The following is a 24,732-nucleotide window of genomic DNA, read 5'->3' on the forward strand; positions in this document are numbered from 1 at the left end:
TTGTAATTTAATGATATTGAATTGGCTGTCCGTGCTGTTCATTTGGTTGTTCGTCGTTAACTAAAAGTAGGCAGGTATTACTTGATAATACGGCTTGTTGTAATCGTTGTTTGTCTTGTTCATTAAGATCGTTGATGCACGCAACGATATAGCTGCAGGTTTGGCTTCGTAGTGCCTTTTCTATTGTCGATATTAGATTTTCGTTTTTTAAATTACTTAAATGAACAACTTTTTGTTTGTCTAACCCTGCAGTATTAATCCATGAACGTTTTAACATTGGGCGTTCAGAAAGCCATAATTGCCATTTTTTGGCTTTATTAAGTGATTTTAATAAAGAGCGTTGTTGTTGTAACAGTTGTTGAAAAGGTGATTCAAAATGAATTGCCATAAGTTGTTGTGATGAATGTTCAATTAGCATAATAACCTCAATACTGTGTCTATATACAGTGTATATTAATACAGTATTTTGGTGTTGTAAACTCTATTTGTGATTATTTTTTGTATTATTTGTTAATTAAATCACTTTAAGATCGCAAATATTGGTACGATAAAATCCCTAAAAATGTCATTAAAACAGAGCCAATTACATGAATCAATATGGCTGCTAAGCCCCAAGATATTCGACCTTCTTGTAAAAAGTTAACAATTTCGGCTGAAAAAGTCGAAAAAGTTGATAGTCCACCACAAAAACCGGTTATCACAAGCAAACGCCATTCGGCAGAAAGGTTAGAATGGTTAAAAAAGGCAATGGCAAAACCAATAATATAACCTGCAACCAAATTAGACAGTAATGTGCCTAGCGGAATTGCAAAAGCAATAATATTTAATTTAAGCGATAAAAACCAACGCAACAAACCACCCGCCACCGAACCGATCGAAATAGCTAAAATCAGTTTTAACATAATGATATGTCCTTGCTTATATACTGAAATAAAAAGTTATTTTATAAAATTGAAATATGAATTTGCTATCGATATCAATAATAATTAATCAATAAACATTTGAAACGATCATACCAGTAGAAAATAGAAATAGGAAATTCTAATCAGATTGAGATAGAATGTTGAGTATTATTAAGAATTGAGGTTTATATATGTTTACAGGTATTGTGCAAGGTGTTGGTCAGATTATTGATATTGAAGATAAAGATAAATTAAGAACATATAAAGTTAAATTGCCACATCAATTGGCCAATAAAATTGAAATTGGTGCTTCAATTGCTAATGATGGTTGTTGCTTGACGGTGACAGGTTTTGAGCAAGATTGGGTATCGTTTGATATTATGCAAGAAACCTTAGCGTTAACGACATTAGGCGATAAGAAAGTCCATGATTTTGTTAATATTGAACGTAGTGCAAAATATGGCGATGAAGTAGGTGGACATATTATGTCTGGTCATATTTCTTGTACTGCAACGATTGTTGATATTCAAAAAACCGCAACCAATTGCCAAATGATGTTACAGTTGCCAATAGAGTTTAGTAAGTATGTATTATATAAGGGCTTTATTGGGATTGATGGTGCAAGCCTGACAGTGGGTAAGGTTAACGATAGTTGTTTTCAGATTCATCTAATTCCTGAAACGCTTGCCATTACCACATTAGATGCTAAAAAAATTGGGGACAAAGTTAATATCGAAATTGATTCTCAAACTCAAGCAATTGTCGATACCGTTGAGCGAGTATTAGCAACAAAAAATTGGGTTAATTAAATCGTTAAAATATCAAGATGAAAGTTACTTTAAAACCGAGAATAAAGGTTAGATAAAATAATTAAGATTAGGGGGATTGGATATAAGGATAATCTGTACCCCCACCTAGTAAGGAGGGGGATTTTATTATTTTGATGATGTTCTTGGATCTGGTCCGTATTGGTTTGCACCTGGAGTTGGAGTCATTACTAGAGATACGCCTATTAAAACTGCTCCAGCGATAAAATAAGCAAGGCACCACCAACCACTCATTCCTGCATCATGTAGTCGTCTAACATTGTAGGATAACATTGCTAAGAAGCTAACAATCAAAAATATAACCAAACAAAGAATAATTAAAAAAAGTGGTAATATTTTCACTCCAATTGTAGTAAAAAACATCGATGCTATAATTTGGATAAGAATAAAATAACCAAACTCACTACGAGTTGAACGACCTTTATAACAAAATATTTTTTTATAGCCATTAAGCCATGAATTAATTGCTTTATTTAACACTTAATACTCCTTATTTTTCAAAAGCTGTGCAACTATATAATAAATCAAATTTTATTTCAAATATTCTATATTAACAAGGTGATATAAATATAACCAATAAGTAGATAATTTAATCAAATGTTCATGAAATATGAAAATTTAAGGAATCAATAAGCTTTAAACAGAATGTATTTAGAGTTAAAAAATTTTATTGATTATATACTGTATTTTATAACGATTAAACTCTAAAGAAACTAAACATAACACCAGAAACACAAATAATTATTCCATCTATTATCGTATTATCCTAATAGGTTCTTTTTTCTGCTTTTTTTATTACATCTAATTCCAGATTAATCTGGAAAAAAATGTCATCGTCTTATTTATTCAACTAATTATACTTTAACGTATTAGATCATGAATATATTTGAAAAATATAAAAAGGGAGTTTGGTAATGGAAAGACAAATAGAGTTACTGAAACTACTTTTTAAAGAGTCTGAATTTAAACCAGCAACTTATTTTAGTGCAAAGTTATCTATTTCAACTAAAACCATTTATTCCGATATTGAAAAATTAAATGATCGGCTATTAGCTGCTCCAAATAGCGACATTTATATTGAAAAATCTCCTCGTAAAGGTTTGCTGTTAACAGGGAATAAAGACTGTGTTGATTTACTAATTGATTATTTAGAACAAAATAATAGCCATGGCTATTTTAATAAAAACTCACGCAGATTGCCTCCAGAATATCGTCGGTTAGATATTGTAAAACGTTGTTTATTAAACCAAGAAAGCGTTTCATTGGAGCAGTTATCTGATGATTATATTGTAAGTAAAACGTCGTTACATAAAGATATCGAGTTTATTAACCGTTCATTAGAATCAGAAAATGTTTTATTAGTCGTAACACATAAAGCCATTGTTATAGAGGGCAAAGAAAGTCAAATTCAACGCGCTATTAAGCACTTTTTATTGTTATATATTAATAAACAAGATAATTATTATCTAAATCAACTCATGAATTCATTGATGGGGGATGATTCTTTTGAGCAAATTAGCCAATTACTATTTAAGCATCATGAATCAATTGTTCAGCGATCCTCTGAATATTATTTATCATCGTTATTGATATCGATAGCAATACAATTAAAACGATTAACGTTAGGTTATCCGATTGATGAAGAAGATGATTTTTTGTTTAACCATATTCGTTATATGCAATCGTATCTAATTGCATCGGATCTTGCAAAACAACTTGGAGTTGTTTTTAACATTGAGTTTTCAACTAATGATATTAAATATCTAAGTAAGCTTTTTTTTGCTCATCGAATTATTGATGAGTCAGTAAAAGTTGATGATAGTTTTTATGAGCAAATGATTCGTAAAATCATTAAAAAAATTGGCGAAATTGAAGGAGTTGATTTATCGAAAGACAGTAAATTGTTTCATTCACTTTTGTCGCACTTTCCACCCATGGTTACCCGTTTGCAAAAGCAAATACGTATTATTAATCCTATTTTAAAAGAGATTAAACTCGAATATTCAAAATTATTCAGTGTGTTGTGGTACGCGCTTTCTGATTTAGAACATAAATTTAATATTCGTTTAAATGATCATGAAATATCATTTTTATTAATTCATTTTCAAATTGCATTAGATAAAGCTGCCGATGCGAATAATATTGTGATTATTTGTCAATATGGTTGTTCTTCGTCAAATTTAATTTTAAATAAAGTTCGTAAAATATTGCCTTCTAAAGATAATATTGAAGTCTATTCAGTTTCGAAGTTGACATCAACAAATCTTAGTAATGTTGATTTAATTATTACTACACTTGATATCAATAATCTTAATAAGCCTGTTGTTAAAATATCATCATTATTAAATACTAATGATTACCAAAACATCATTCAGGCTTATGCTAATTATGTTTTGAATAAGCAGTCTGATTTTTCAGAAAAAAATAATTGTTACCCATCCACAGCAAAATTTGTAGATCCTGATCTTATTGAATTAAGTGCTGATATTGACAATAAAAATGAATGCCTTAACCAATTAATCAAGCAACTTGAAGATAAAGGCTATGTCACCCATCACTACCGAGACTCAGTTTTACATCGTGAAGAAATCGGCGACACATCAATTGAAAACGGTATCGCTTTACCGCACGGTTCACCGATGTTTGTCACTAAATCCAGTATATCAATTATGACATTACGCAAACCAATTAAATGGGGATTAATTGATGTAAGCGTGATTATTATGGTTAGCCTTTCTGAAAAAAATATCAATAGTATCAATGAAGTATTTACAGAAATTTACGAAATTGTTTCTAACAAGCACGCTATATCTGCTTTAAAAAACATTACCAGTTTTAAACAACTAAAACTATTTTTGGATAATCAAAGAGGAATTAAACATGTACTTTGATAAGCATTTATGCCTTTTTAATATTGAGGCATCAAATCAAGAACAAGTCCTGACACAAATGGCACAAATGTTATTGACGAATGGAGTTGTTAAACCTGATTTTTTAGACGGTATTTTGCAAAGGGAACAACAATATCCTACCGGTTTATTGGTCAATTCAACAGGATTTGCTTTGCCACATACTGATTCGTCAAGAGTTAATCAATCTCAGATTTGTTTTGCATCGTTAAAACAGCCCGTTATTTTTAGTAGTATGACCGATGAAAACGAAAAAATCCCCGTCAAATTCATTTTTATGCTTGCCATGAAACAACCTCATGAACAAGTTGAAAATCTACAAAACCTAATAGGCTTATTTCAAAACGAACAACAAATAAAGCTATTGGAACAATGTCATTCAATTAATCAATTTACTGCTATTTTAAATGAAGCGGGTGTGAAATAAAAAGTTAACTTTTATTAAGGAGTCCTAAAATGGATAGTATTATTAACATCTTTCAATGGCTAATAAATTTAGGCGGGGTTGTCTTTTTACCCATCATTATCTTTATTATAGCCCTGTTTTTTAGAGTACCATTTTCAAAAGCTATTATGTCTGGTATCACTGTCGGTATTGGTATCGTTGGTTTAGGTTTGGTGATCTCTTTATTGTCGGATACTTTGGGTGTTGCCATTCAAAAAATGGGCGAGCAGTACGGCACATCATTAAGCATTATGGATATAGGCTGTGGTGTGGGTGGGCCGTTGGCATTTTCAACCACGTTAGGGTTATTGCTTATTCCTATTTCGCTACTTATTAACTTTCTTTTTATTTCATTGGGTTGGACTCGAACATTAAATGTCGATATTTGGAATTTTTGGTTCGCCATATTCTTAGGCTTAGTGGCTTATTCAATTACGGGGCTTTATTGGGTAGGAATTATTGGGTGCATTACCGCTGTTATGTTGCAATGGTTTTTAGCCGATTTGTTACAAAAACCAATAAGCTCATTTTTTGGTTATCCGGGTATTTCAATTACACATTTAATGGCTTTGTCGGGCGCTATTGTGGCAATTCCTTTAAATTGGATCTTTGATCGCATTCCGGGCTTTAATAAATTAAATGCTGATTCAGAAACATTGACTAAAAGATTTGGTATTTTTGGTGATACGGTTGTTATTGGTCTAATTATTGGTTTAGTGGTAGGAATTTTAGCAGGATATGATGTTCCACAAATTGGTAAGCTTGCTATTTCAACCGCGGCAATTATGAAAATAATGCCTAAAATGGTGGCCATGTTTATGGAGGGATTATTGCCAGTCGCTGAAGCTGCACGTGAATTCACCAGCAAAAAACTCAATGGCAAACAAGTTAATATTGGTATGGATGCAGCATTAACAGTTGGACATCCTGCTGTTATGGCAACAGCATTAATTATGGTGCCTGCTTCACTTTTATTGGCATTAATTTTACCGGGCAATAAAGTGCTACCTTTTGGTGATTTGGCTTTTTACGCTTTTGGTATCTGTTTAATGGTTCCATTTTTTAAAGGCAATATTGTTCGTTCAATTATCGGTGGCACCATTTATTTAGTGATTTGCTTATATATGGCAACTTGGCTTGCGCCTGTGATTACGGATGTATTCCATTTAGCTAATTATGATGTAGGCACAGCAGGTATTGTGACGGTTATTTTATGTGGTTTATGGCCAGTAACCTTGTTTGTTTTACTACTAAGCTACTTTGGCTATATAGGACTGATCGGCTTAGCGTTGGTGATTTTATGCTTGCTGATTTATATCAACAAAATCAAAAAAATTGAAATTTATTAAAAGGATATCAATATGAAAAAATTACTTATCATGTGTGGAGCAGGGCATGCAACTTCAACCATTGCTGTTAGCAAAGTAACCAAATGGTTAAATGATGAAAAATTAGCAGAAAATGTCAAAATCTATCAATCAAAAATAGCCGATGAGTTAAATAAAATCGATTCATATGACGTGGTTATTAGCACCACCATTGTGCCTGAGTCGATTAAAGATAAAGTCATAAATGGCTTAGCTTTATTAACCGGTGTTGGTTTAAACGAGTTTTTTGCTGAACTAAAAAAACGCTTAGCGTTATAACATGACAACATTAGATTTGGCATATTAAAAATATGCCTCATTTACATAGCCCCATTTACAGTGCGATTTAGCTTCATAGTGCATGTGTAGTTGGGGCAAATAAGCAAGGAATAATCTTATGAATATTTATCACCATGCTATAAAAATCGAAACTGTCGCCGGAAGGCACTCTTACCATGATATTACTGATAATATAAACCAATTTATTAAGCAATCAAATATCCAAAATGGCCAAATTACTATCACTACAACGCACACAACCTGTTCACTTTTTTTTGATGAATGTATGCACGATACTAACTTTTTTGGTGACGAATATTTGCATGTCGATATCAATAATGTACTAGAACAGATCGTTCCTAAAATGACTAGCGAAAATCAATACAATAGTCCTGGGCCAAAGCATATTGAGTTTGGTTTAAGCTTAAATGATCCTAATTATCCTGCTGAAAAATGGGTAATGCTCAATACTGATGCTCATATCAAATCCTCTTTGTTTGGTAGTTTTTCATTAGTATTAATCATCAAAGATGGAAAGCCGCTTATGGGTGAACTTGGACGAATTTATTTTGTTGATTGGGATGCATTACGTGAAAGGACTCGTAATGTTAATTTTATGCTGATGGGTTGTTAATAAAGGTGATAACTATGATTTTGTCTCCATCGTTATTTAATTCAGATCTTTATTTAATCAAAGAAACGTTAGATACACTCGATTTATTGGGTATTACACATTTGCATATTGATGTAATGGATAATCATTATGTTCCTAATTTAGGTTTTAATATTGGCTTTATATCAAATCTAAAAGCACATACCAATTTTATTTTAGATTGTCATCTCATGGTTGAAAAGCCTGAATTATCAATTCTTGATTTTATCGAAGCTAAGCCAGATATTATTACTTTTCATTATGAAGCAACGGTTCATCATTCCTTTATTATTAATAAAATCAAAAGTAACAATATAAAAGTTGGGCTAGCCATTAACCCAAGTACGCCAGTTGAATCTATAAAAATGTTATTACCATTTGTTGATCTTGTATTAGTTATGACCGTTAATCCTGGGCAAAAAAACGAGGTTTTTTTGCCATTCACACTGCAAAAAATCGAGCAACTCAATTTAGAAAGGCAAAAAGGTAATTACCATTACGACATTCAAGTGGATGGAAATATTACTGATAAAACTCTACCTGCATGCGTAGCTGTTGGGGCTAATAATATTGTTTCTGGTGGATTTATTTTTAAAAATAATGAGATTGGAAACAATATTGAAAAATTAAAAGTAGCGATAAGTTAAGGAAAAAACAATGAGCATAAAATCACTATTAAGTAATATCTTCACCGAAGTATCAGCACAACTAGATACCATAAGCGAAGCACAACTTAATGAATTTAAACATGCGATTATTAATGCAAATCATCTATTTTTAGCGGGAACTGGGCGCTCAGGATTAATGATAAGCGCTTTTGCTAACAGGCTTATGCATTTAGGTTTAAGCGTTAGCTTAATTAGCGAAATAAGCAAACCCAGAGCTAATAAAGGCGATTTATTGATTTTAGGCTCCAATTCTGGCGAAACAAAAAGCCTAATTACTTATGCAAAACAGGCAAAAGAATTGGATATCAACATCATCCTATTAACAGCAAACGGTAGTTCGACTTTGGCAAAGTTGGCCGATAGTATTATTGTTACTCCTATTAATGTCGTTAAATTAAGCCAACCAATGGGTAGTACTTTTGAACAGTTATCGCTATTGATTTATGATAGCCTTGTTTATGGATTGATGGAAGAATTGCAACAAACACCAGAAATGATGAAGTGTCGTCATGCAAATATTGAGTGATTTTTGTCTTTAGCTTTAAATAAAAACTTCAATAAAATCAATACCTTTCCTGACGGTTTTTTGTCTCGAATTTTAGTTTTATTTGAGTGGATGAAGTGCATATGGAGTTTGGTGGGAGTATTTTTACTAAAATATTTTTTACTGAAAAGGAAATAATCATCATCTAAAAAGTTGTCAGGAAAGGTATTGATTTTATTGAAGTTTTTTATTTTTCTTTTTTTTGTTTAAAATCAATAAGTTGGGTGGCACTAAGCAACCTAATAATCCTTTTCAATCCTATCTTGTGCTCTTTATCAATAAGTTGGTTATTTTTTACAGTAGAGTTTTTGACTAATTGTAGAGTGATTTTTGTTGTTCAATATTGCATCAATTATCGGCAGTTTAAAGACTATTTTATTGGTTTGTGGTATGATTAGCGCCAAATTCAATGGCAATAAGTTATGGTGATTATGAGTTATCAAGTTTTAGCACGCAAATGGCGACCAAAATCATTTTCTGAAGTAGTGGGGCAGGAGCATGTCCTTAAAATTTTGTCTAATGCTTTATCACTTGGTCGTGTTCATCATGCTTATTTGTTTTCAGGCACGCGGGGCGTGGGTAAAACATCAATTGCACGTTTATTAGCAAAAGGACTCAATTGTGAAACGGGTATTACGGCAACGCCTTGTGGGGTTTGTGATAATTGTCGTGATATTGAGCAAGGGCGATTTGTTGATTTGCTCGAAATCGACGCAGCATCGCGAACCAAGGTCGAAGACACGCGCGAAATCCTTGATAACATTCAATACTTACCAACCAAAGGGCGTTTTAAGGTCTACTTGATTGACGAAGTTCATATGTTGTCACGCAGTAGCTTTAATGCATTACTAAAAACCTTAGAAGAGCCGCCCGAACATGTTAAATTTTTATTGGCAACTACTGATCCTCAAAAGTTGCCAATTACTATTTTGTCACGCTGTTTGCATTTGCATTTAAATGTGCTTGATTCGACGTTAATCAGCAAACAACTGGATCATATTTTACAGTTAGAACAAATTAGTCATGACCCTAAAGCCATTGGCCTATTGGCTAAAGCTGCTAATGGTAGTATGCGTGATGCGCTAAGTTTAACTGATCAAGCCATTGCCCTTGGTAACGGTAAAGTCGACGCTGAATCAGTATCAGTAATGCTTGGTACACTTGATAAATCGATCCCATTTTCGTTGCTCGAAGCATTGCATCATTGTGATGGTAATGCCTTAATGCAACAAATCGAGTCTGCGGCAATTCAAGGTGCTGATTGGGACAATTTATTAGCCGAAACCATTACGCTATTGCACCAAATTGCGTTATTACAAGTGGTGCCAACCGCATTAGGCGATTATACCGATAACGAAGAACGTATCCGTTTTTTAGCACAATATATGGCTCCGAATGATGTGCAGTTGTTTTATCAAATTTTGTTAATGGGTCGTAAAGAGCTTGCTTTTGCTCCCGATAAAAAAATTGGTGTTGAAATGAGCTTTTTGCGGGCCTTGGCTTTTATGCCAAAGGACGTTGATGCAGTTGTTTCTCCAACTGCGCTACAGCCACAATCGCAAACCCAAACCCAAACCCAAACCCAAACCCAACATCAATCACAAACTCAATCCCAAGCTCAAGCTCAAGCTCAAGCAATGGGGAAAACGAATGTATCGAAGCAAGCAGAGGGTAATAAGTCAGTTAATTCTCAAACGCAAATTTCGCATGCAACAATACCAGCAGAAGCTACAAAGGCACCACAAGTAAGTCAGCTAGGGCATAATGCGGTTAATCATTCAGAGCCCGTTAAATCCTCTTCACTTGAAGCACAACAATCAGCGCTTGGTTCGCCTTTATCTGAACCTGAACAACCGCATGTTTCTTCTAAACCTGCGCATGATAAGTCGTTAGTTGCCAGCCCTAAAGTTGAACAAACGGCTAAATCAGGAGGTGATGATTTAGCGATTCCTGATGAGGTTTCGTCAGTGACTAAGAGTATTTTAGAAATGCGCATGCAGTTGATGAAAGAGGAAAAAAATCCAAAAAAGTCTAAAGCGGTTGATGCAACTAAAGCTGCTCAACCTAAAAGTTCAGTCATCAACGCATCTCTTGAGCGGATTAAGCAAAATTCTGTTTCTGTTGAGTCTGTCAATACTGATAGCGGTGATAGTCGTATCGATAATGATGACGAGGAAGAAGAAATCACTGCTGAAAATTATCAATGGCAAGCTAGTGGCTTAATTCCGATGAAAGAAGAGCTTGTTGTGGATACGAAAGCTTTTCGTGAGTCTCTTAACGGTGAAAAAACACCCGAAATGACTAAAAAGTTGATTGCCGAAATGGCTCAAAAGGATGCATGGTGTGCTGAAATTGAGCAATTGGATTTGTCACCTTTGATTAAGCAAATTGTCGTTAACTCTTTTTTTGAACAAACAGATGATGGGATGATTGTGTTGCACCTGCGTTCAAGCGTTAAGCATTTGATTAATTCGATATCGAATGTGATTAAAGTAAAAAAAGCTCTTTGTAAACATCGTAATCAAGAGCTTGATGTGAATATTATTATTGATGATGATCTAAATTATAAAACACCAATCGAAATGCGCGAGGAGTTGTACCAAGAAAAACTTGCGCAGGCAAAGATAGCCGTTGCCGAAGATCCAAAAGTGGCAACAATTTGCCGATATTTTGACGCTAAGATTGATGAAGCAAGTGTTCGTCCTGTATAATCATGGTCATATTTTTTTAAACGAGGAATTATTATGTTTTCAGGTGGAAAAGGTGGATTGGGCAACTTAATGAAACAAGCCCAACAAATGCAAGCAAAAATGCAACAAGCGCAAGAAGAGATCGCTAAATTAGAAGTTACAGGCGAATCAGGTGCAGGTATGGTTAAAGTGACCGTTAATGGTACACATAGCTGTAAACGTGTTGAAATCGATCCATCGCTATTAACCGAAGATGATAAAGAAATGCTAGAAGATCTTATTGCGGCAGCTTATAACGATGCAAGCCGTCGTTTAGACGAAGCGCAAAAAGAGCGAATGGCGCAAGTAACAGGTGGCATGCAATTACCACCAGGTTTTAAAATGCCGTTTTAAGGCCATTTAGTAGTTCAGTAACCTAATCTTTTAATATTGCCAATTTTGTGTATCGAATTGGCAATATTGTTTTTTGCCTGTCTATTTATACAGTTTTTCTTTATTATTTGTTTGCTATCGGGTAAACTAACCAATTATTTGCTTAATTGTTATGCTTTATTTTTAAGGATATATTGTGATTGGTCGTTTACGTGGCACCATTATTGAAAAACAACCCCCGAAAGTTCTGATTGAAGTTGGTGGCGTCGGTTATAATGTGTTTATGCCGATGACCTGTTTTTATGAATTACCTGAAAACGGGCAAGAAGTTATTGTATTAACTCATTTTGCTGTGCGTGAAGATGCGCAAGTACTTTATGGATTTAATCAAGAGCAAGAGCGCGAGTTATTTCGTGAACTTATTAAAGTTAATGGTGTGGGACCTAAATTAGCGTTAGCTATTTTGTCAGGTATGTCAGCATCGCAATTTATTGGTGCGGTTGAACAGGGCGAAATTAAGACTTTAGTTAAGCTACCCGGTGTGGGCAATAAAACAGCACAGCGGTTAATTGTTGAAATGAAAGATCGTATTAAGCATTTAGGAGAACCATTATCCAATACTAGTACGTTTGTTGATATGGATAACGTTCAAAAATCGGCTAATCAAATTGAAGGCGAGGCGGTTTCGGCTCTAATTGCATTAGGCTATAAACCACAAGAAGCTAGCCGTATTATTAGTAAAGTCATTAAACCTGAAATGGATAGCGAAACGCTGATTCGTGAAGCCTTAAAGTCGGCACTGTAAATAGGGATTGATTATGATTGAAGCGGATCGTTTGATTGCTCCACAAGCGCAAAAGGAAGAAGAATCACTAGATCGTGCAATTCGTCCTAAATGTTTGGATGAATATATTGGGCAACCACAGGTGCGTGAACAGATGAAGATCTTTATTCAAGCAGCCAAACAACGTAAAGATGCACTCGATCATGTGTTGATTTTTGGACCACCAGGATTGGGGAAAACTACGTTAGCTAATATCGTTGCTAATGAAATGAATGTTAATCTACGGACTACTTCTGGTCCTGTGCTCGAAAAAGCTGGCGATTTAGCTGCTATGCTGACCAATTTAGAGCCTAATGATGTGTTGTTTATTGATGAAATCCATCGATTGTCTCCTGTTGTTGAGGAAATTTTATATCCAGCAATGGAAGATTATCAATTGGATATTATGATTGGTGAAGGACCTGCTGCGCGTTCGATTAAAATTGATCTTCCCCCTTTTACGTTAATTGGTGCAACAACGCGTGCTGGGTCATTAACTTCGCCACTACGTGATCGTTTTGGTATTGTGCAACGTCTTGAGTTTTATCGTGTCGAGGATTTGGAGTATATTGTGAGTCGTAGTGCCAAATTTTTGGGGATGGATTTGTCTGATGAAGGTGCACATTTAATTGCTAAACGTTCTCGAGGTACCCCTCGGATTGCTAATCGTCTTTTGCGCCGTGTGCGTGATTATGCCGATGTAAAATCAAAAGGTGTTATCGATCAAAAAATAGCTACTCAAGCACTTGATATGCTTGATGTTGATAACGAAGGGTTTGATTATATGGATCGTAAATTATTGCTAGCCATTATTGAAAAATTTATGGGTGGGCCCGTTGGTCTCGATAACATTGCTGCAGCTATCGGTGAAGAACGTGAAACGATCGAAGATGTACTTGAGCCTTTTTTAATTCAACAAGGCTATATTCAACGAACGCCTCGTGGCAGAATTGCAACACCACATGCGTATCGGCATTTTGGCATTATTCAAGATGCATAGGCGGATATGTTTAGTTTATTATTAATATTTTGTTGATAAATATGTGATTTATTATTCTAACACCACTATAAGGTGGTGTTAGTTTTTAAGATATTCATTTGATGTCGTTTATCCCAACTCTTTTTCAGTAAAAATCCCACTAAATAAATCGGTACTTAAATAACGTTCGCCAGAAGAGGGTAAAATAACGACGATGGTTTTGTTGGCGTTTTCAGGTAATTTTGCGAGGCGATCTGCTGCAAAAACTGCGGCGCCAGATGAGATCCCCGCTAATATGCCTTCTTTTTCCATTAATTCTCGAGCTGTGTTGATGGCTTGTTCGTTGGTGACTTTTTCAACTAAGTCAATTAAGCTTAAATCTAAATTATCAGGAATAAATCCTGCACCAATACCTTGGATCTTGTGTGGCCCCGGTTTTATTGGTTCACCAGCGAGTGCTTGGCTAATGACTGATGAGTTAGTTGGTTCAACGGCAACCGCAGTAATATCCTTTCCTTGTGTTTTTTTAAGGTAACGAGTTACACCTGTAAAAGTGCCTCCAGTTCCGACGCCAGCAATAAAAATATCGACTTTACCATCGGTATCTTGCCAAATTTCAGGACCCGTTGTTTTTTCATGAATTTCTGGATTGGCTGGATTGCTAAATTGTTGTAGCATAATATTTTTTGTAGGATCATTTGCGACAATTTCTTCAGCTTTTTCGATAGCGCCTTTCATTCCTTTGGCTGCTTCGGTTAATACTAAGTTAGCGCCAAGCGCTTTAAGTAGCTTTCTACGCTCTATACTCATGCTTTCAGGCATTGTTAATGTTAATTTATAACCACGAGCGGCTGCAACAGCGGCGAGCGCAATGCCCGTATTGCCACTGGTGGGTTCAACTAATTCAACGTCAGAATTTAATAAACCTCGTTTTTCAGCATCCCAAATCATATTCGATGCAATGCGGCATTTAACACTAAAACTCGGATTGCGTGATTCGACTTTGGCTAATATGTTGCCATGACCAAAGTGTTTTAATCTGACTAATGGAGTATGCCCAATGGTTTGTGAGTTATCATCAAATATGTTACTCATATCAAAATCCTTAATTAATCGTTTTAAAATAAATAGTATTGTACTACTGATTATGAATAATCATTATTATAAATATAATCCAAAAAGACGATACTAATTAATCATTATAACAATATTCATTTTAGTCATAAGAATAATCTTGAGATAAGAAAAATAAACACTAATTCCGTATAATGTTTTTTTAATTTTATTTTTATCATCATCTTAAATGATAGATTTTTTGTTATTATATTAACGCAATTAATAGATTAATTTGACCGTAGCTTAATGAGAAAACGACTAAAACCAACAAGATCAAAGCCAAAAATAGAAATATTAGGACCGTTCCAAAAGTCTTTAATTTGTACCTTGATAATGGCTAGTATTACAGGAATATTGTTAGGGGCTGTGTGTTGTGTTTTATTTATTTTTGTAATTGATTTTTATTTTGTCGATACTTTACTTTTTTTTGACGCAGTTAATCGTTTTTTAGGTTTGAATTTATTGAATTTTAATAGTTGTATATGTGGGATTTTTTTAATTACTAGTCTGTTGTATATAGTGAAAATGTTTTTTTCGCCAGTTTTTTCTATAGTTAGCAATAATAAAATTATTGTATCACGAAAATTTAGGCGAGATATTTGTTATGATATCAATAGTGATCTTAATGTTAAAATTACTATGCGATTATCTCGTCAGCATGATGGAATAAATAGGTATAGATCTTCAGCATTCGTAAATTCATGTTTGTTATGTTTGACTTTCAAAAATGATAAGCTTAAGTTAAATAAACGTTGGGTAAGTGGTTTTTATTCGTATGAGGAAACAAGCGCATTTATCTACGCTTTGAAAAGTCGTCAGGTTCAATTTTATTTTAAAGGCTATGGTGCTAAATATTTTTCTCAATTAATGGGTTTTAAATCATCAAATCATTGATAATGATTTATTAAAGGCTGGTATTTAATTTTATAATTTTATGCAATAGTTATGTAACTATTTTGTTTACGACATTAAATTGGCTTTTATTAGAAATCATTGATATCACTTTCCATCTCAAACTCAATTTTTTTAATTGCTTGTTCACAGCGGTAAATTCGATTATCAAGTGCAGCTATTTTGCTTTGATTAATGATGTCAGATGATAGTTCTAACTCGTATTTCATTTCTTGCAATCGACGTAAATAATCTAAATGGCGCATGTGTTTTTGAGCTAGGGTTTCTTCAATAATGATTTGGGGCTCTTTTTTGCGCAAATTGTGGGTGGCTAGTTCACGTGTTAGGGCTGTAATTTGGTTGACTAACATGTCTGATAAAAAAGTGATTTGTTCGACTTTTTCTGATTCGATATTAGCAACTAATGTTTGATAGGTGTGTTTTATTTTTTCAAGATAAAATGTTTTGTCTGTCACAATTTTATTGGTTTGAAATAGTTGTTCGTCAAAATAGGGCTCTTGATATTGCCTTTCGTTTGCTAAATTGATTTGTTGTTCTAGCTGGTTAATTTGATTTTGTAGTGTTGTGAGTAAATCTGCCATTATTGTCGGCCTTTTTAATAAGGTAAGGTATCATCTGAACCAAAGTAATCACCTAAGTGCAATTTGGCTAAATTTATAATTTTCATAAATGCTTCAAATGTTAGTTTATTGTCTTCTGAGCTATTTTCTGCGATGATTTTTTTAGCAATCAACTTTAATTTTAATTGATTATAACATTCAATTAAGTTAAGTGGTAAAGGTGATAGTGCGCGTCGTCCTAGCCAAAATATCCCTTGTAAAGGTAAACTTAAGGCAAATAATATGGTTATTGCTGTTACTGCAATTTGAGCAGGCAGGCAATATTGCCAAACTAGTAGGCCAATAATGATAGGGGGCAAGTATTTATTTGCGGTTTTTATGTGGTTAATGATTTTTAATTCAGGAAATGAATGCATTAGCTGTTTGTCCGTCGGACAAAGCTTCATATACCTTATCCCTGCTTTAATTGTGTTTATTAGGTTCATCTTTTGCGGATTCCTCGACATTCACTTCTTATTGTCTTAAAATAGTGTTATTCAAATTGGAGACTCCTCTATTTTATCTCAAAAAGCAAGATATCAGAAGTCACCTAGTGTAGTCACATTGATTTTATCATGTGCTGAGTTACCAATTTTGATTGGTATATGTCTTTTTATTCAATCTATAGGAATTACTATGTCATCAAGTAATAACGCTCTTGTTCTTAATTGCGGAAGTTCATCATTAAAATTTGCCATTATAAACCCTGAAAACGGTGATGAATTTTTATCTGGTTTAGCTGAATGTTTTAACCTTCCTGATGCACGTATTAAGTGGAAACTTGACGGTGTTAAAGGTGAAGCCTCTTTAGGTGCAGGTGCTGCACATAGTGAAGCAATTCGTTTTATTGTTAATAGCATCTTTCCACAAAAACCAGAATTATTAGATAGCATTAAATCGATTGGTCATCGTATTGTTCATGGTGGTGAAAAATATACTCAATCGGTAGTTATTGATGATTCAGTATTAAAAGGAATCGAAGAAGCAGCAGCATTTGCACCATTACATAATCCTGCTCATTTAATTGGTATTCGTGAAGCATTTGCAGCGTTTCCACATTTAAAAGATAAAAATGTAGCTGTATTTGATACTGCTTTCCATACTACAATGCCAAAAGAAGCATATTTATATGCTATTCCTAACGAACTTTATACTAAACATGGTGTTCGTCGTTATGGTGCACATGGCACTAGCCATTATTATGTTAGTCGTGAAGCAGCAAAATTATTAAATAAACCAGTTGATCAAACTAATGTTATCACTTGTCATTTAGGTAACGGTGCTTCAATTACAGCTGTTAAAAATGGTAAATGTGTTGAAACTTCAATGGGCTTAACACCACTAGAAGGTTTAGTAATGGGTACTCGTAGTGGTGATATCGATCCTGCTATTATGTTTTTCTTACATGACAATTTAAAAATGTCTGTTTCTGATATTAATAATCTATTAAATAAAAAATCAGGTTTATTAGGTTTAACAGGTGTAAGTAGTGACTGCCGTTATGTAACTGATAATTACGAAACAGATGAAAATGCTAAAAACGCTTTAGATGTTTTTGTTCACCGTTTAGTTAAATATATTGGTGGTTATGCAATGCTTTTAGATGGTCGTTTAGATGCTATCATCTTTACCGGTGGTATTGGTGAAAATTCTGAAGAGGTTCGTCGCATGGCGTTACAAAAATTAAGTATTCTTGGTTTTGAACTTGATCAAGAGCGTAACTTAGCTGCTCGTTTTGGTAAAGGTGGCACAATCACTAAAGATGGTTCAGCTATCGCAATGGTAATTCCAACTAATGAAGAGCTTGTGATTGCTCAAGATGCTGCGCGTCTAACTGCGTAATATTCAATAAAAACCGCCTTAATGGCGGTTTGTTTTTATTTAATAAAGAATTAAGAGGTAAAATTATGTCTCGTACAATTATGCTCATTCCAACCGGTACTAATGTCGGGTTAACCGGTGTGAGCCTTGGTGTTATTCGAGCAATGGAGCGTCAAGGTATTAACTTAAATGTGTTCAAGCCAGTAGCACAACCAAGATCTGGTGGTGATGCTCCAGATAACACAACAACTTTAGTTAGCCATAACACGTCAATTCCAACTTTGAAACCGCTTAAAATGAGCCATGTTGAAAACCTATTAGGTTTGAATCAACAAGATGTGTTAATGGAAGAAATCGTTGCGCTTTATGCTGAAAACACTAAAGGTTCTGACGTTGTTTTAGTTGAGGGTATTGTACCAACATCTGATTATCCTTTTGCTAATGAGCTTAATAATAATATTGCTAAAACACTTGGTGCTGAAATTATTTTTGTTGTCAATATGGGTAAAGATTCACCAGAGCAACTTAAAGATCGTATTGAAATTGCACGTTCTAATTTTGGTGGTATCAAAAATGAAAAAATCATTGGTGTTATTGTTAATAAAGTTAATGCACCAGTTGAAGAGCAAAGTCTTGCTCGTCCTGATGTTGCAGAAATTTATCATACGCCTAAATTTGACGGTAAAAAAGTCACAATCAAAGATTTAAATGAGTATAGCCCACTTCCTGTTCTTGGTTGTATTCCTTGGAATATGGACTTAAGTGCTTGTCGATCTGTTGATATTGCTAAACATTTTGATGCAAAAATTATTAACGAAGGTGATATCAAAAACCGTCGTATCAAACATATTTCTTTCTGTTCACGTAGTGTTCCTAATATTATCAGTCATTTACAACCAAATGCTCTTTTAGTAACATCAGCCGATCGTTCAGATGTATTAACCACTATTTGTTTAGCTGCAATGAATGGCGTTTCAATTGGTGGTGTTTTATTAACTGGTGGTTATGAAATCGATGAAAAAGTCGCAAAATTATGCCAACCAGCTTTTGATACAGGTTTACCTGTATTTACTGTTAAAACCAATACTTTCCAAACCTCTATCAATTTACAACAATTCAATTTAGAAATTCCTGTTGATGACAAAGAACGCATGGAAAATACCCAGAATTTTGTTGCTGATCATATAGATGCAAATTGGATTAAATCATTAAATGAAGTAGTGAATTCTGCACGTCGTCTATCACCACCAGCTTTCCGTTATCAATTAACTGAACTTGCGCGTAATGCTAAGAAAGTTGTTGTATTACCAGAAGGTGATGAGCCAAGAACAGTCAAAGCTGCGGCAATTTGTGCTGAACGCAACATTGCAAAATGTGTGCTTATTGGTAATCCTGATGAAGTACGTAAAGTTGCTGCTTCACAAGGTGTGACTTTAGGACAAGGGGTTGAGATCGTTGATCCTGAAAATATTCGTGAAAAATATGTTCCTCGTCTTGTTGAATTACGTAAAAATAAAGGCATGACAGAAGTGATTGCTCGCGAGCAATTAGCTGATAACGTAGTACTTGGTACGATGATGCTTGAAGCTAACGAAGTTGATGGTTTAGTATCAGGTGCGGTGCACACAACAGCTAACACTATTCGTCCACCATTACAATTAATTAAAACAGCACCAGGTAGTTCACTTGTTTCATCAGTATTTTTTATGTTAATGCCTGATCAAGTTTACATTTACGGTGACTGTGCAATTAATCCTGATCCAAATGCACAAGAATTAGCTGAAATTGCGATTCAATCAGCTGATACAGCTATCGCATTCGGTATTGAACCACGCGTTGCAATGATCTCTTATTCAACAGGTAGTTCAGGTCAAGGTGCTGATGTAGAAAAAGTAAAAGAAGCCACTCGTATTGCTCAAGAAAAACGCCCAGATCTTATGATCGATGGTCCATTACAATATGATGCAGCCGTAATGCCTGATGTGGCTAAATCAAAAGCGCCTAATTCGCAAGTTGCTGGTAAAGCAACTGTATTTATCTTCCCTGATCTTAATACGGGTAATACGACTTATAAAGCAGTACAGCGTTCTGCAGATCTTGTTTCAATTGGTCCAATGCTACAAGGTATGCGTAAGCCAGTTAATGACTTGTCTCGTGGTGCATTAGTTGATGATATCGTTTACACTATAGCATTAACCGCAATTCAATCGGCTCAAGAACAAAACGCTTCAAAATAAGTTTAGTAATACATTTTAACTATAGATAAAAGGTGATGAAATATCACCTTTTTTCAATTAAATTGAGCCAAGTAATAAGCTTTAAAAAGTTTGAGTTATAACGATTCAGTTTTAAAGTATTTTGTTCTAGAAATTTGAGAGAAGGTCTTCAAAAACTTATTTTGAGTCAAGTCTAAGCATTCAAAGTTGATAAAAACAATAAATAATAAAAAGTTATAAATGATTTTATCCCTTCATGTTGGTTTTTAATAGTGTTAATAACATTTTCATAAATTGTTCTTTATTACCTTGTAATGTTGAAAAAAAATCTTTATCTATTTGTTCAACCAAAGGTACAGTTTCATTCGCTTTATTCAATCCTTTTTCTGTTAATTGAATGGATTTTGCCCGGCTATCTTTAATTGAGCAAGAGCGTTTTATATAATCCTTTTTTTCTAAATTCTCTAATATTTGGGAAATTGTCATCACATCGATATTTGTTTTATTTGATAAAATAACTTGTGTTATTTCGTCTGGTTGCTGTGATAGATAAGCAAGTGTTGCAAGCACAATAAATTGAGGATGAGTGATAGACTGTTTTTTCAAGCAATTTTTGATATTCGTATGCCAGGACGAATAAGTTTTCATAAAAACAAAACCAATAGATTCAGAATCAGTTTGGAATTGAGTCAAAAACTTATTGTCCTTTGTCATAATTTACCCTTCAACTAAGCTATTTAATTTGTAAGCTTTATCAATAATATCATCTGAAATCTGTTTTATAAAATCATAGGATGCTTTAGTATCCATTTTTTTGTTCGGTTTTAGAGAAATTTCTGATTTTAATGCATATTGATTATGCGATATTTCAATAATTTGATGTGAGAAAAATAGTAAACCTATTTCAGGCATATCAAATTGTTCTGTAAATTCTTGCTCATCAATGATCTTTGATAAAGTAACTTCCATTTCTGGTATATTTTGTAATTTGAAAATACCTTTAGATCCTGTTTTTAAGTCACCAAATATACGAAATTCTTCAAGATCAGTTTCCCATAATTTTCTTAAATTAAGATCAGTATAGTATTGCCAAATTTGAGTTGGTTTAGCTTTGGTTGGTAATATGAAAGAAATTGAAATGGTATCCATAGCATCTCCTTTTAATAAGTTTACTTATTAACTGAGTAAAGGGAATTTAATTTTTTTGATTTGCTGACTTATCACAAGGTTAGTCTGATGACCATGATATTGAATTCTGTAATAAGGTGATTTGAAAATTATTGATGATATAAAATATTTATAATTGTTTTTAATTAATGCTCTCAATTTATTTGGTAAATGGTACAATATCACCCTAATTTTGTATTAGTTCATAGTTTAGGAATAAAATTGATGAAAAAAGACATCCACCTGCAACGCATTTTAATTCTTGATTTTGGTTCGCAAGTTACTCAGTTAATTGCTCGTCGTATTCGCGAAATTGGTGTTTATTGTGAACTTTGGCCGTGGGATGTATCGGAAGAAAAAATCAAACAATTTAATCCCAAAGGTATTATTTTATCAGGTGGCCCTGAAAGTACTACTGAACCAAACAGCCCACGAGCCCCCGGATATGTGTTCAATGCAGGTGTGCCAGTATTGGGGATCTGTTATGGCATGCAAACTATGGCAGTTCAAGTAGGTAAAGGAGGGCAAGTTACCGCTTCTAATCAACGAGAGTTTGGTTATGCCAAAGTGGATATTGTTGGATCATCTAAGTTAACTGATGGCATTTTAGATAATACGACTGATACAGGGATTAACCAACTCGATGTATGGATGAGCCATGGCGATAAAGTCACAACGCTACCAGACAGTTTTACACTTATTGGTCGTACCGAAACATGTCCATTTGCTATTATGGCTAATGATGAAAAACAATTTTATGGTGTGCAATTTCACCCAGAAGTGACGCATACGATTAAAGGTTTTGAATTACTGCAACGTTTTGTGATCGACATTTGTCACTGCGAAAAACTTTGGACTCCATCATCAATTATTAGTGACGCTATTGCTCGCATTAAAGAAAAGGTTGGTAATGACAAAGTGTTACTTGGCTTATCAGGTGGAGTGGATTCTTCTGTAACTGCATTATTATTACATCAAGCTATTGGTGATCAGTTAACTTGTGTATTTGTTGATCATGGTTTATTGCGCCTGAATGAAGCGCAGCAAGTTATGGATATGTTTGGTAATAAATTTGGCTTAAATATTATTGCTGTAAACGCCGAAGATCGCTTTTTAGCTGCACTAAAAGGTGAAGCGGATCCGGAAGCTAAACGTAAAATTATTGGACGTGAATTTGTTGCTGTATTCGATGAAGAAGCAGCAAAACTTAAAGATGTAAAATGGTTAGCACAAGGTACTATCTATCCTGATGTTATTGAATCGGCAGCAGCCGACACAGGTAAGGCTCATGTGATTAAATCACATCATAATGTTGGTGGTTTACCTGAAGATATGAAAATGGGCTTAGTTGAACCATTAAGAGAGCTATTTAAAGACGAAGTACGCAAAATAGGTTTAGAACTTGGCTTACCTTACGATATGCTTTATCGCCATCCATTCCCAGGACCAGGTTTAGGTGTACGAGTTCTTGGTGAAGTTAAAAAAGAGTATTGTGACTTATTACGTCAAGCTGATGCTATTTTTATCGAAGAACTTTACAAAGCTGAACTTTATCATAAAGTTAGTCAATCCTTTACTGTGTTTTTACCTGTACGTTCAGTAGGTGTAATGGGGGATGGGCGTAAATATGATTGGGTTGTTTCACTGCGGGCAGTTGAAACGGTTGACTTTATGACTGCTCATTGGGCTCACTTACCATATGAATTCCTTGGGCGAGTTTCTAACCGCATTATTAATGAAGTTAACGGAATATCCCGTGTTGTGTATGATATAAGCGGAAAACCACCAGCTACTATTGAGTGGGAATAATCCCAATTTAAAGTAGATATATTTTATAAAAACCTTGTTAATCAAGGTTTTTATTTTATACCACTTAAAATAATATTTGATAGGTTTTAGAGTATGGTATGTTTATATTAAATTGTTATTAAATTCGCCAAACGGAATCATAAATCTATGGGGTATTTTAATTATCATGCGAAAGCAAAGAAGTTAATCAAAGATGGGGAGCTTGTTAAATATGAATTTGTTGATAATTGGAATGGTATTAAACCGGCTTTAGTTTTATATTTTAAAAATACTAACCCTATGCCAATTAGAGAGTATCGATGGGATGAATATTTACCATTGTTGAATAATAGCGATTAATTTTATGCAAAAAAATAGTTTAGGATTTTTTTAAATAATTATTTGTCTAGTTGAAGTGCAATATATAGTAGTACTCGATCATCAAATTTAGATAGATTTAGTCCAGTTAATTTAGAAATACTATTTAGACGATATTCTAATGTATTACGATGAATAAATAATGTGCTAGCTGTTTTGCTATTTTGTAGATTTTGATTAAACCAAGTTGTGAGTGTTTTTTGTAATATTCCACTATGGTCAAAAGATTTTAATTTTCTTAATGGTGATAGCAATTCTTCTGCCTGCCAGTCATGGTTTAAACTATCTAAAAGAACAGGTAGAATTAATTCTTGATAGTAAAAATGACGACAATTTGGCATTCTTTTTTTCCCAACCAACATTGCTATTTTAGCAGTTTGATAAGAGCGGGCAATCATATCAATACCGTGATGGAAGTAGTTTCCTAAAGAAATTTTAACTAAAACTTGGCAAGACGTTTTAATATAATTGACCAACTTTTCTAAGTTACTTTTGTGTTCAGCAAGGTCCCAGCGATTAAACTTATTTAATGCAGGAATCAGCATAACAATTTCGGTTAAAGACTTTATAGCAACTAGTTTACTTTTTGTGATAATTTGTAGTTCATTTTGAATATGTTGCAATTCACTCATTGCTGTTTGAATACCTAATTGTCCACTATCTATTTCGATTATAACAGCTACATGAGGTAGAGAAATATTGATATTGAGTTTTCTACTCCATTCGGATAGATCCGAAACTTTATTATCCGATTGGATAATGGATAAAATAAACTCTTCTTTTAAACGGTTATCTTGAGATAATTGTTTTAATAAATGCTCCTGTTCCATCATCATTTCTGCTGACATGCAAACTAATTTTGCAAACTGAATGATTTTTTTAGGTTCTCCTGTAACGCCAATTACTCCTACGATTTCATCATTTAATTTAAGCGGAAAATTGACTCCTGGTTTTACTCCTTTTAATTTTTTTGCTGTTGGATTATCAATTGTTACAACTCTTTTTTGTGAAATGGCTAGCATAGCTCCTTCATGTAATTCCCCAATTCTTTCTATATCTCCACTACCAATAATTTTGCCACTATTATTCATTACATTAATATTACAATCAATAATCTTCATTGTGCGATCAACAATATATTGGGCAAGTTTAGGGGTGATACTTATAGATTTCATTGATGTAGATTCCTAATTTTATTGTTAATGAAACGATTGTTTTTAATACAATGACTGTGATTTTAACTTGTTATAACTAATTATTTATATCGTTTTTATAATT

The 24,732-nt window shown here is 33.9% G+C and carries 26 protein-coding genes; 17 read left to right on the forward strand and 9 right to left on the reverse strand.

What is annotated here, in order from left to right:
• Positions 1-7: 7 nt before the first annotated feature.
• Positions 8-418 (reverse strand): SulA-like leucine-rich domain-containing protein, encoded by a 411-nt coding sequence (locus GQ596_RS00455; protein ID WP_160399729.1) that lies wholly within the window; start codon positions 416-418, stop codon positions 8-10.
• A 106-nt stretch (positions 419-524) separates the two neighbouring features.
• The gene (crcB, locus tag GQ596_RS00460; protein WP_160399730.1) at positions 525-902 is read right to left on the reverse strand and encodes a fluoride efflux transporter CrcB; all 378 of its coding nucleotides are present in this window, start codon (positions 900-902) and stop codon (positions 525-527) included.
• 191 nt (positions 903-1,093) lie between these two features.
• Between crcB and GQ596_RS00465 the strand changes: the two genes are divergently transcribed.
• Entirely contained in the window at positions 1,094-1,711 is a 618-nt protein-coding gene (locus GQ596_RS00465; RefSeq protein WP_160399731.1) for a riboflavin synthase subunit alpha, read from the forward strand.
• Positions 1,712-1,837: 126 nt separating this feature from the next.
• On the opposite strand, the gene GQ596_RS00470 is transcribed toward GQ596_RS00465, so the two are convergent.
• On the reverse strand, positions 1,838-2,209 hold the full coding sequence (locus GQ596_RS00470) for a DUF805 domain-containing protein (RefSeq protein ID WP_160399732.1): 372 nt from the start codon (positions 2,207-2,209) through the stop codon (positions 1,838-1,840).
• A gap of 434 nt (positions 2,210-2,643) precedes the next feature.
• On the opposite strand from GQ596_RS00470, the gene GQ596_RS00475 reads away from it, so the two are divergent.
• The 11 genes from GQ596_RS00475 to ruvB all read left to right on the forward strand — a co-directional run bounded on the left by GQ596_RS00475 (position 2,644) and on the right by ruvB (position 13,478).
• On the forward strand, positions 2,644-4,620 hold the full coding sequence (locus tag GQ596_RS00475; RefSeq protein ID WP_160399733.1) for a transcription antiterminator: 1,977 nt from the start codon (positions 2,644-2,646) through the stop codon (positions 4,618-4,620).
• Positions 4,610-5,065: a PTS sugar transporter subunit IIA gene (locus tag GQ596_RS00480; protein WP_160399734.1), complete on the forward strand. Its 456-nt coding sequence runs from the start codon at positions 4,610-4,612 to the stop codon at positions 5,063-5,065. Before GQ596_RS00475 ends, GQ596_RS00480 begins: the two co-directional genes overlap by 11 nt.
• Positions 5,066-5,094: 29 nt before the next feature.
• Entirely contained in the window at positions 5,095-6,432 is a 1,338-nt protein-coding gene (locus GQ596_RS00485; RefSeq protein WP_160399735.1) for a PTS galactitol transporter subunit IIC, read from the forward strand.
• Positions 6,433-6,444: 12 nt separating this feature from the next.
• The gene (locus GQ596_RS00490; protein WP_160399736.1) at positions 6,445-6,729 is read left to right on the forward strand and encodes a PTS sugar transporter subunit IIB; all 285 of its coding nucleotides are present in this window, start codon (positions 6,445-6,447) and stop codon (positions 6,727-6,729) included.
• Between the two features lie 118 nt (positions 6,730-6,847).
• On the forward strand, positions 6,848-7,363 hold the full coding sequence (locus tag GQ596_RS00495) for a YjbQ family protein (protein ID WP_160399737.1): 516 nt from the start codon (positions 6,848-6,850) through the stop codon (positions 7,361-7,363).
• 14 nt (positions 7,364-7,377) lie between these two features.
• The gene (locus GQ596_RS00500; RefSeq protein ID WP_160399738.1) at positions 7,378-8,028 is read left to right on the forward strand and encodes a ribulose-phosphate 3-epimerase; all 651 of its coding nucleotides are present in this window, start codon (positions 7,378-7,380) and stop codon (positions 8,026-8,028) included.
• A 10-nt stretch (positions 8,029-8,038) separates the two neighbouring features.
• Positions 8,039-8,575, forward strand: a complete 537-nt coding sequence (gene hxlB / locus GQ596_RS00505) for a 6-phospho-3-hexuloisomerase (protein ID WP_160399739.1) — start codon at positions 8,039-8,041, stop codon at positions 8,573-8,575.
• 449 nt (positions 8,576-9,024) lie between these two features.
• Entirely contained in the window at positions 9,025-11,304 is a 2,280-nt protein-coding gene (dnaX, locus tag GQ596_RS00510) for a DNA polymerase III subunit gamma/tau (protein WP_160399740.1), read from the forward strand.
• Between the two features lie 33 nt (positions 11,305-11,337).
• Positions 11,338-11,676, forward strand: a complete 339-nt coding sequence (locus GQ596_RS00515) for a YbaB/EbfC family nucleoid-associated protein (RefSeq protein ID WP_065635232.1) — start codon at positions 11,338-11,340, stop codon at positions 11,674-11,676.
• A gap of 175 nt (positions 11,677-11,851) precedes the next feature.
• The gene (gene ruvA / locus GQ596_RS00520; RefSeq protein ID WP_160399741.1) at positions 11,852-12,460 is read left to right on the forward strand and encodes a Holliday junction branch migration protein RuvA; all 609 of its coding nucleotides are present in this window, start codon (positions 11,852-11,854) and stop codon (positions 12,458-12,460) included.
• 13 nt (positions 12,461-12,473) lie between these two features.
• Entirely contained in the window at positions 12,474-13,478 is a 1,005-nt protein-coding gene (gene ruvB / locus GQ596_RS00525) for a Holliday junction branch migration DNA helicase RuvB (protein ID WP_160399742.1), read from the forward strand.
• Positions 13,479-13,586: 108 nt separating this feature from the next.
• Here ruvB and cysK read toward each other — a convergent pair whose 3' ends face one another.
• The gene (gene cysK, locus GQ596_RS00530; protein WP_160399743.1) at positions 13,587-14,552 is read right to left on the reverse strand and encodes a cysteine synthase A; all 966 of its coding nucleotides are present in this window, start codon (positions 14,550-14,552) and stop codon (positions 13,587-13,589) included.
• Between the two features lie 354 nt (positions 14,553-14,906).
• Here cysK and GQ596_RS00535 point away from each other — a divergent pair, with 354 nt between their 5' ends.
• A complete protein-coding gene (locus GQ596_RS00535) occupies positions 14,907-15,467 on the forward strand; it encodes a hypothetical protein (RefSeq protein ID WP_160399744.1) in 561 nt (186 codons plus the stop codon).
• Positions 15,468-15,556: 89 nt separating this feature from the next.
• On the opposite strand, the gene priC is transcribed toward GQ596_RS00535, so the two are convergent.
• Both priC and yfbV read right to left on the reverse strand, forming a co-directional pair.
• Complete coding sequence (gene priC, locus GQ596_RS00540) at positions 15,557-16,066, reverse strand: primosomal replication protein PriC (protein WP_160399745.1); 510 nt, start codon at positions 16,064-16,066, stop codon at positions 15,557-15,559.
• Between the two features lie 14 nt (positions 16,067-16,080).
• Entirely contained in the window at positions 16,081-16,551 is a 471-nt protein-coding gene (gene yfbV, locus GQ596_RS00545; RefSeq protein WP_370516471.1) for a terminus macrodomain insulation protein YfbV, read from the reverse strand.
• 169 nt (positions 16,552-16,720) lie between these two features.
• Between yfbV and GQ596_RS00550 the strand changes: the two genes are divergently transcribed.
• Complete coding sequence (locus tag GQ596_RS00550) at positions 16,721-17,926, forward strand: acetate kinase (protein ID WP_160399747.1); 1,206 nt, start codon at positions 16,721-16,723, stop codon at positions 17,924-17,926.
• Positions 17,927-17,991: 65 nt separating this feature from the next.
• Positions 17,992-20,142 carry a phosphate acetyltransferase gene (pta, locus tag GQ596_RS00555; RefSeq protein ID WP_160399748.1) on the forward strand — a complete coding sequence of 717 codons (2,151 nt, stop codon included), beginning with the start codon at positions 17,992-17,994 and terminating at the stop codon, positions 20,140-20,142.
• A 225-nt stretch (positions 20,143-20,367) separates the two neighbouring features.
• Here pta and GQ596_RS00560 read toward each other — a convergent pair whose 3' ends face one another.
• Both GQ596_RS00560 and GQ596_RS00565 read right to left on the reverse strand, forming a co-directional pair.
• Positions 20,368-20,835 carry a MarR family winged helix-turn-helix transcriptional regulator gene (locus GQ596_RS00560; protein ID WP_160399749.1) on the reverse strand — a complete coding sequence of 156 codons (468 nt, stop codon included), beginning with the start codon at positions 20,833-20,835 and terminating at the stop codon, positions 20,368-20,370.
• 3 nt (positions 20,836-20,838) lie between these two features.
• Positions 20,839-21,270, reverse strand: coding sequence for a hypothetical protein (locus GQ596_RS00565; protein ID WP_160399750.1), 432 nt, complete (start codon positions 21,268-21,270; stop codon positions 20,839-20,841).
• A gap of 243 nt (positions 21,271-21,513) precedes the next feature.
• On the opposite strand from GQ596_RS00565, the gene guaA reads away from it, so the two are divergent.
• Together guaA and GQ596_RS00575 are read left to right on the forward strand one after the other, a co-directional pair.
• Complete coding sequence (gene guaA / locus GQ596_RS00570; protein ID WP_160399751.1) at positions 21,514-23,097, forward strand: glutamine-hydrolyzing GMP synthase; 1,584 nt, start codon at positions 21,514-21,516, stop codon at positions 23,095-23,097.
• 147 nt (positions 23,098-23,244) lie between these two features.
• Complete coding sequence (locus tag GQ596_RS00575; protein ID WP_160399752.1) at positions 23,245-23,436, forward strand: thermostable hemolysin delta-VPH; 192 nt, start codon at positions 23,245-23,247, stop codon at positions 23,434-23,436.
• A 38-nt stretch (positions 23,437-23,474) separates the two neighbouring features.
• Here the strand turns inward: GQ596_RS00575 and GQ596_RS00580 are convergent, their stop codons facing one another.
• On the reverse strand, positions 23,475-24,629 hold the full coding sequence (locus GQ596_RS00580; protein ID WP_160399753.1) for a sugar diacid recognition domain-containing protein: 1,155 nt from the start codon (positions 24,627-24,629) through the stop codon (positions 23,475-23,477).
• Positions 24,630-24,732 lie beyond the last annotated feature (103 nt).

Origin of the sequence: Gilliamella sp. Pra-s60, assembly GCF_009795755.1 — a bacterium.
In the GTDB taxonomy this organism is placed as follows: Bacteria; Pseudomonadota; Gammaproteobacteria; order Enterobacterales; family Orbaceae; genus Gilliamella.

Bases quoted from the DNA above. Each gene is read 5' to 3' on its own strand.
- guaA (WP_160399751.1), top strand. From the start codon at position 21,514: ATGAAAAAAGACATCCACCTGCAACGCATTTTAATTCTTGATTTTGGT.
- crcB (WP_160399730.1), bottom strand. From the start codon at position 902: ATGTTAAAACTGATTTTAGCTATTTCGATCGGTTCGGTGGCGGGTGGT.
- GQ596_RS00535 (WP_160399744.1), top strand. From the start codon at position 14,907: ATGGCTAGTATTACAGGAATATTGTTAGGGGCTGTGTGTTGTGTTTTA.
- GQ596_RS00515 (WP_065635232.1), top strand. From the start codon at position 11,338: ATGTTTTCAGGTGGAAAAGGTGGATTGGGCAACTTAATGAAACAAGCC.
- GQ596_RS00575 (WP_160399752.1), top strand. From the start codon at position 23,245: ATGGGGTATTTTAATTATCATGCGAAAGCAAAGAAGTTAATCAAAGAT.
- GQ596_RS00455 (WP_160399729.1), bottom strand. From the start codon at position 418: ATGCTAATTGAACATTCATCACAACAACTTATGGCAATTCATTTTGAA.
- dnaX (WP_160399740.1), top strand. From the start codon at position 9,025: ATGAGTTATCAAGTTTTAGCACGCAAATGGCGACCAAAATCATTTTCT.
- GQ596_RS00550 (WP_160399747.1), top strand. From the start codon at position 16,721: ATGTCATCAAGTAATAACGCTCTTGTTCTTAATTGCGGAAGTTCATCA.
- GQ596_RS00565 (WP_160399750.1), bottom strand. From the start codon at position 21,270: ATGGATACCATTTCAATTTCTTTCATATTACCAACCAAAGCTAAACCA.
- ruvB (WP_160399742.1), top strand. From the start codon at position 12,474: ATGATTGAAGCGGATCGTTTGATTGCTCCACAAGCGCAAAAGGAAGAA.
- GQ596_RS00580 (WP_160399753.1), bottom strand. From the start codon at position 24,629: ATGAAATCTATAAGTATCACCCCTAAACTTGCCCAATATATTGTTGAT.
- GQ596_RS00500 (WP_160399738.1), top strand. From the start codon at position 7,378: ATGATTTTGTCTCCATCGTTATTTAATTCAGATCTTTATTTAATCAAA.
- cysK (WP_160399743.1), bottom strand. From the start codon at position 14,552: ATGAGTAACATATTTGATGATAACTCACAAACCATTGGGCATACTCCA.
- GQ596_RS00485 (WP_160399735.1), top strand. From the start codon at position 5,095: ATGGATAGTATTATTAACATCTTTCAATGGCTAATAAATTTAGGCGGG.
- GQ596_RS00480 (WP_160399734.1), top strand. From the start codon at position 4,610: ATGTACTTTGATAAGCATTTATGCCTTTTTAATATTGAGGCATCAAAT.
- priC (WP_160399745.1), bottom strand. From the start codon at position 16,066: ATGGCAGATTTACTCACAACACTACAAAATCAAATTAACCAGCTAGAA.
- GQ596_RS00465 (WP_160399731.1), top strand. From the start codon at position 1,094: ATGTTTACAGGTATTGTGCAAGGTGTTGGTCAGATTATTGATATTGAA.
- yfbV (WP_370516471.1), bottom strand. From the start codon at position 16,551: ATGTCGAGGAATCCGCAAAAGATGAACCTAATAAACACAATTAAAGCA.
- hxlB (WP_160399739.1), top strand. From the start codon at position 8,039: ATGAGCATAAAATCACTATTAAGTAATATCTTCACCGAAGTATCAGCA.
- GQ596_RS00490 (WP_160399736.1), top strand. From the start codon at position 6,445: ATGAAAAAATTACTTATCATGTGTGGAGCAGGGCATGCAACTTCAACC.
- GQ596_RS00560 (WP_160399749.1), bottom strand. From the start codon at position 20,835: ATGACAAAGGACAATAAGTTTTTGACTCAATTCCAAACTGATTCTGAA.
- GQ596_RS00475 (WP_160399733.1), top strand. From the start codon at position 2,644: ATGGAAAGACAAATAGAGTTACTGAAACTACTTTTTAAAGAGTCTGAA.
- GQ596_RS00495 (WP_160399737.1), top strand. From the start codon at position 6,848: ATGAATATTTATCACCATGCTATAAAAATCGAAACTGTCGCCGGAAGG.
- pta (WP_160399748.1), top strand. From the start codon at position 17,992: ATGTCTCGTACAATTATGCTCATTCCAACCGGTACTAATGTCGGGTTA.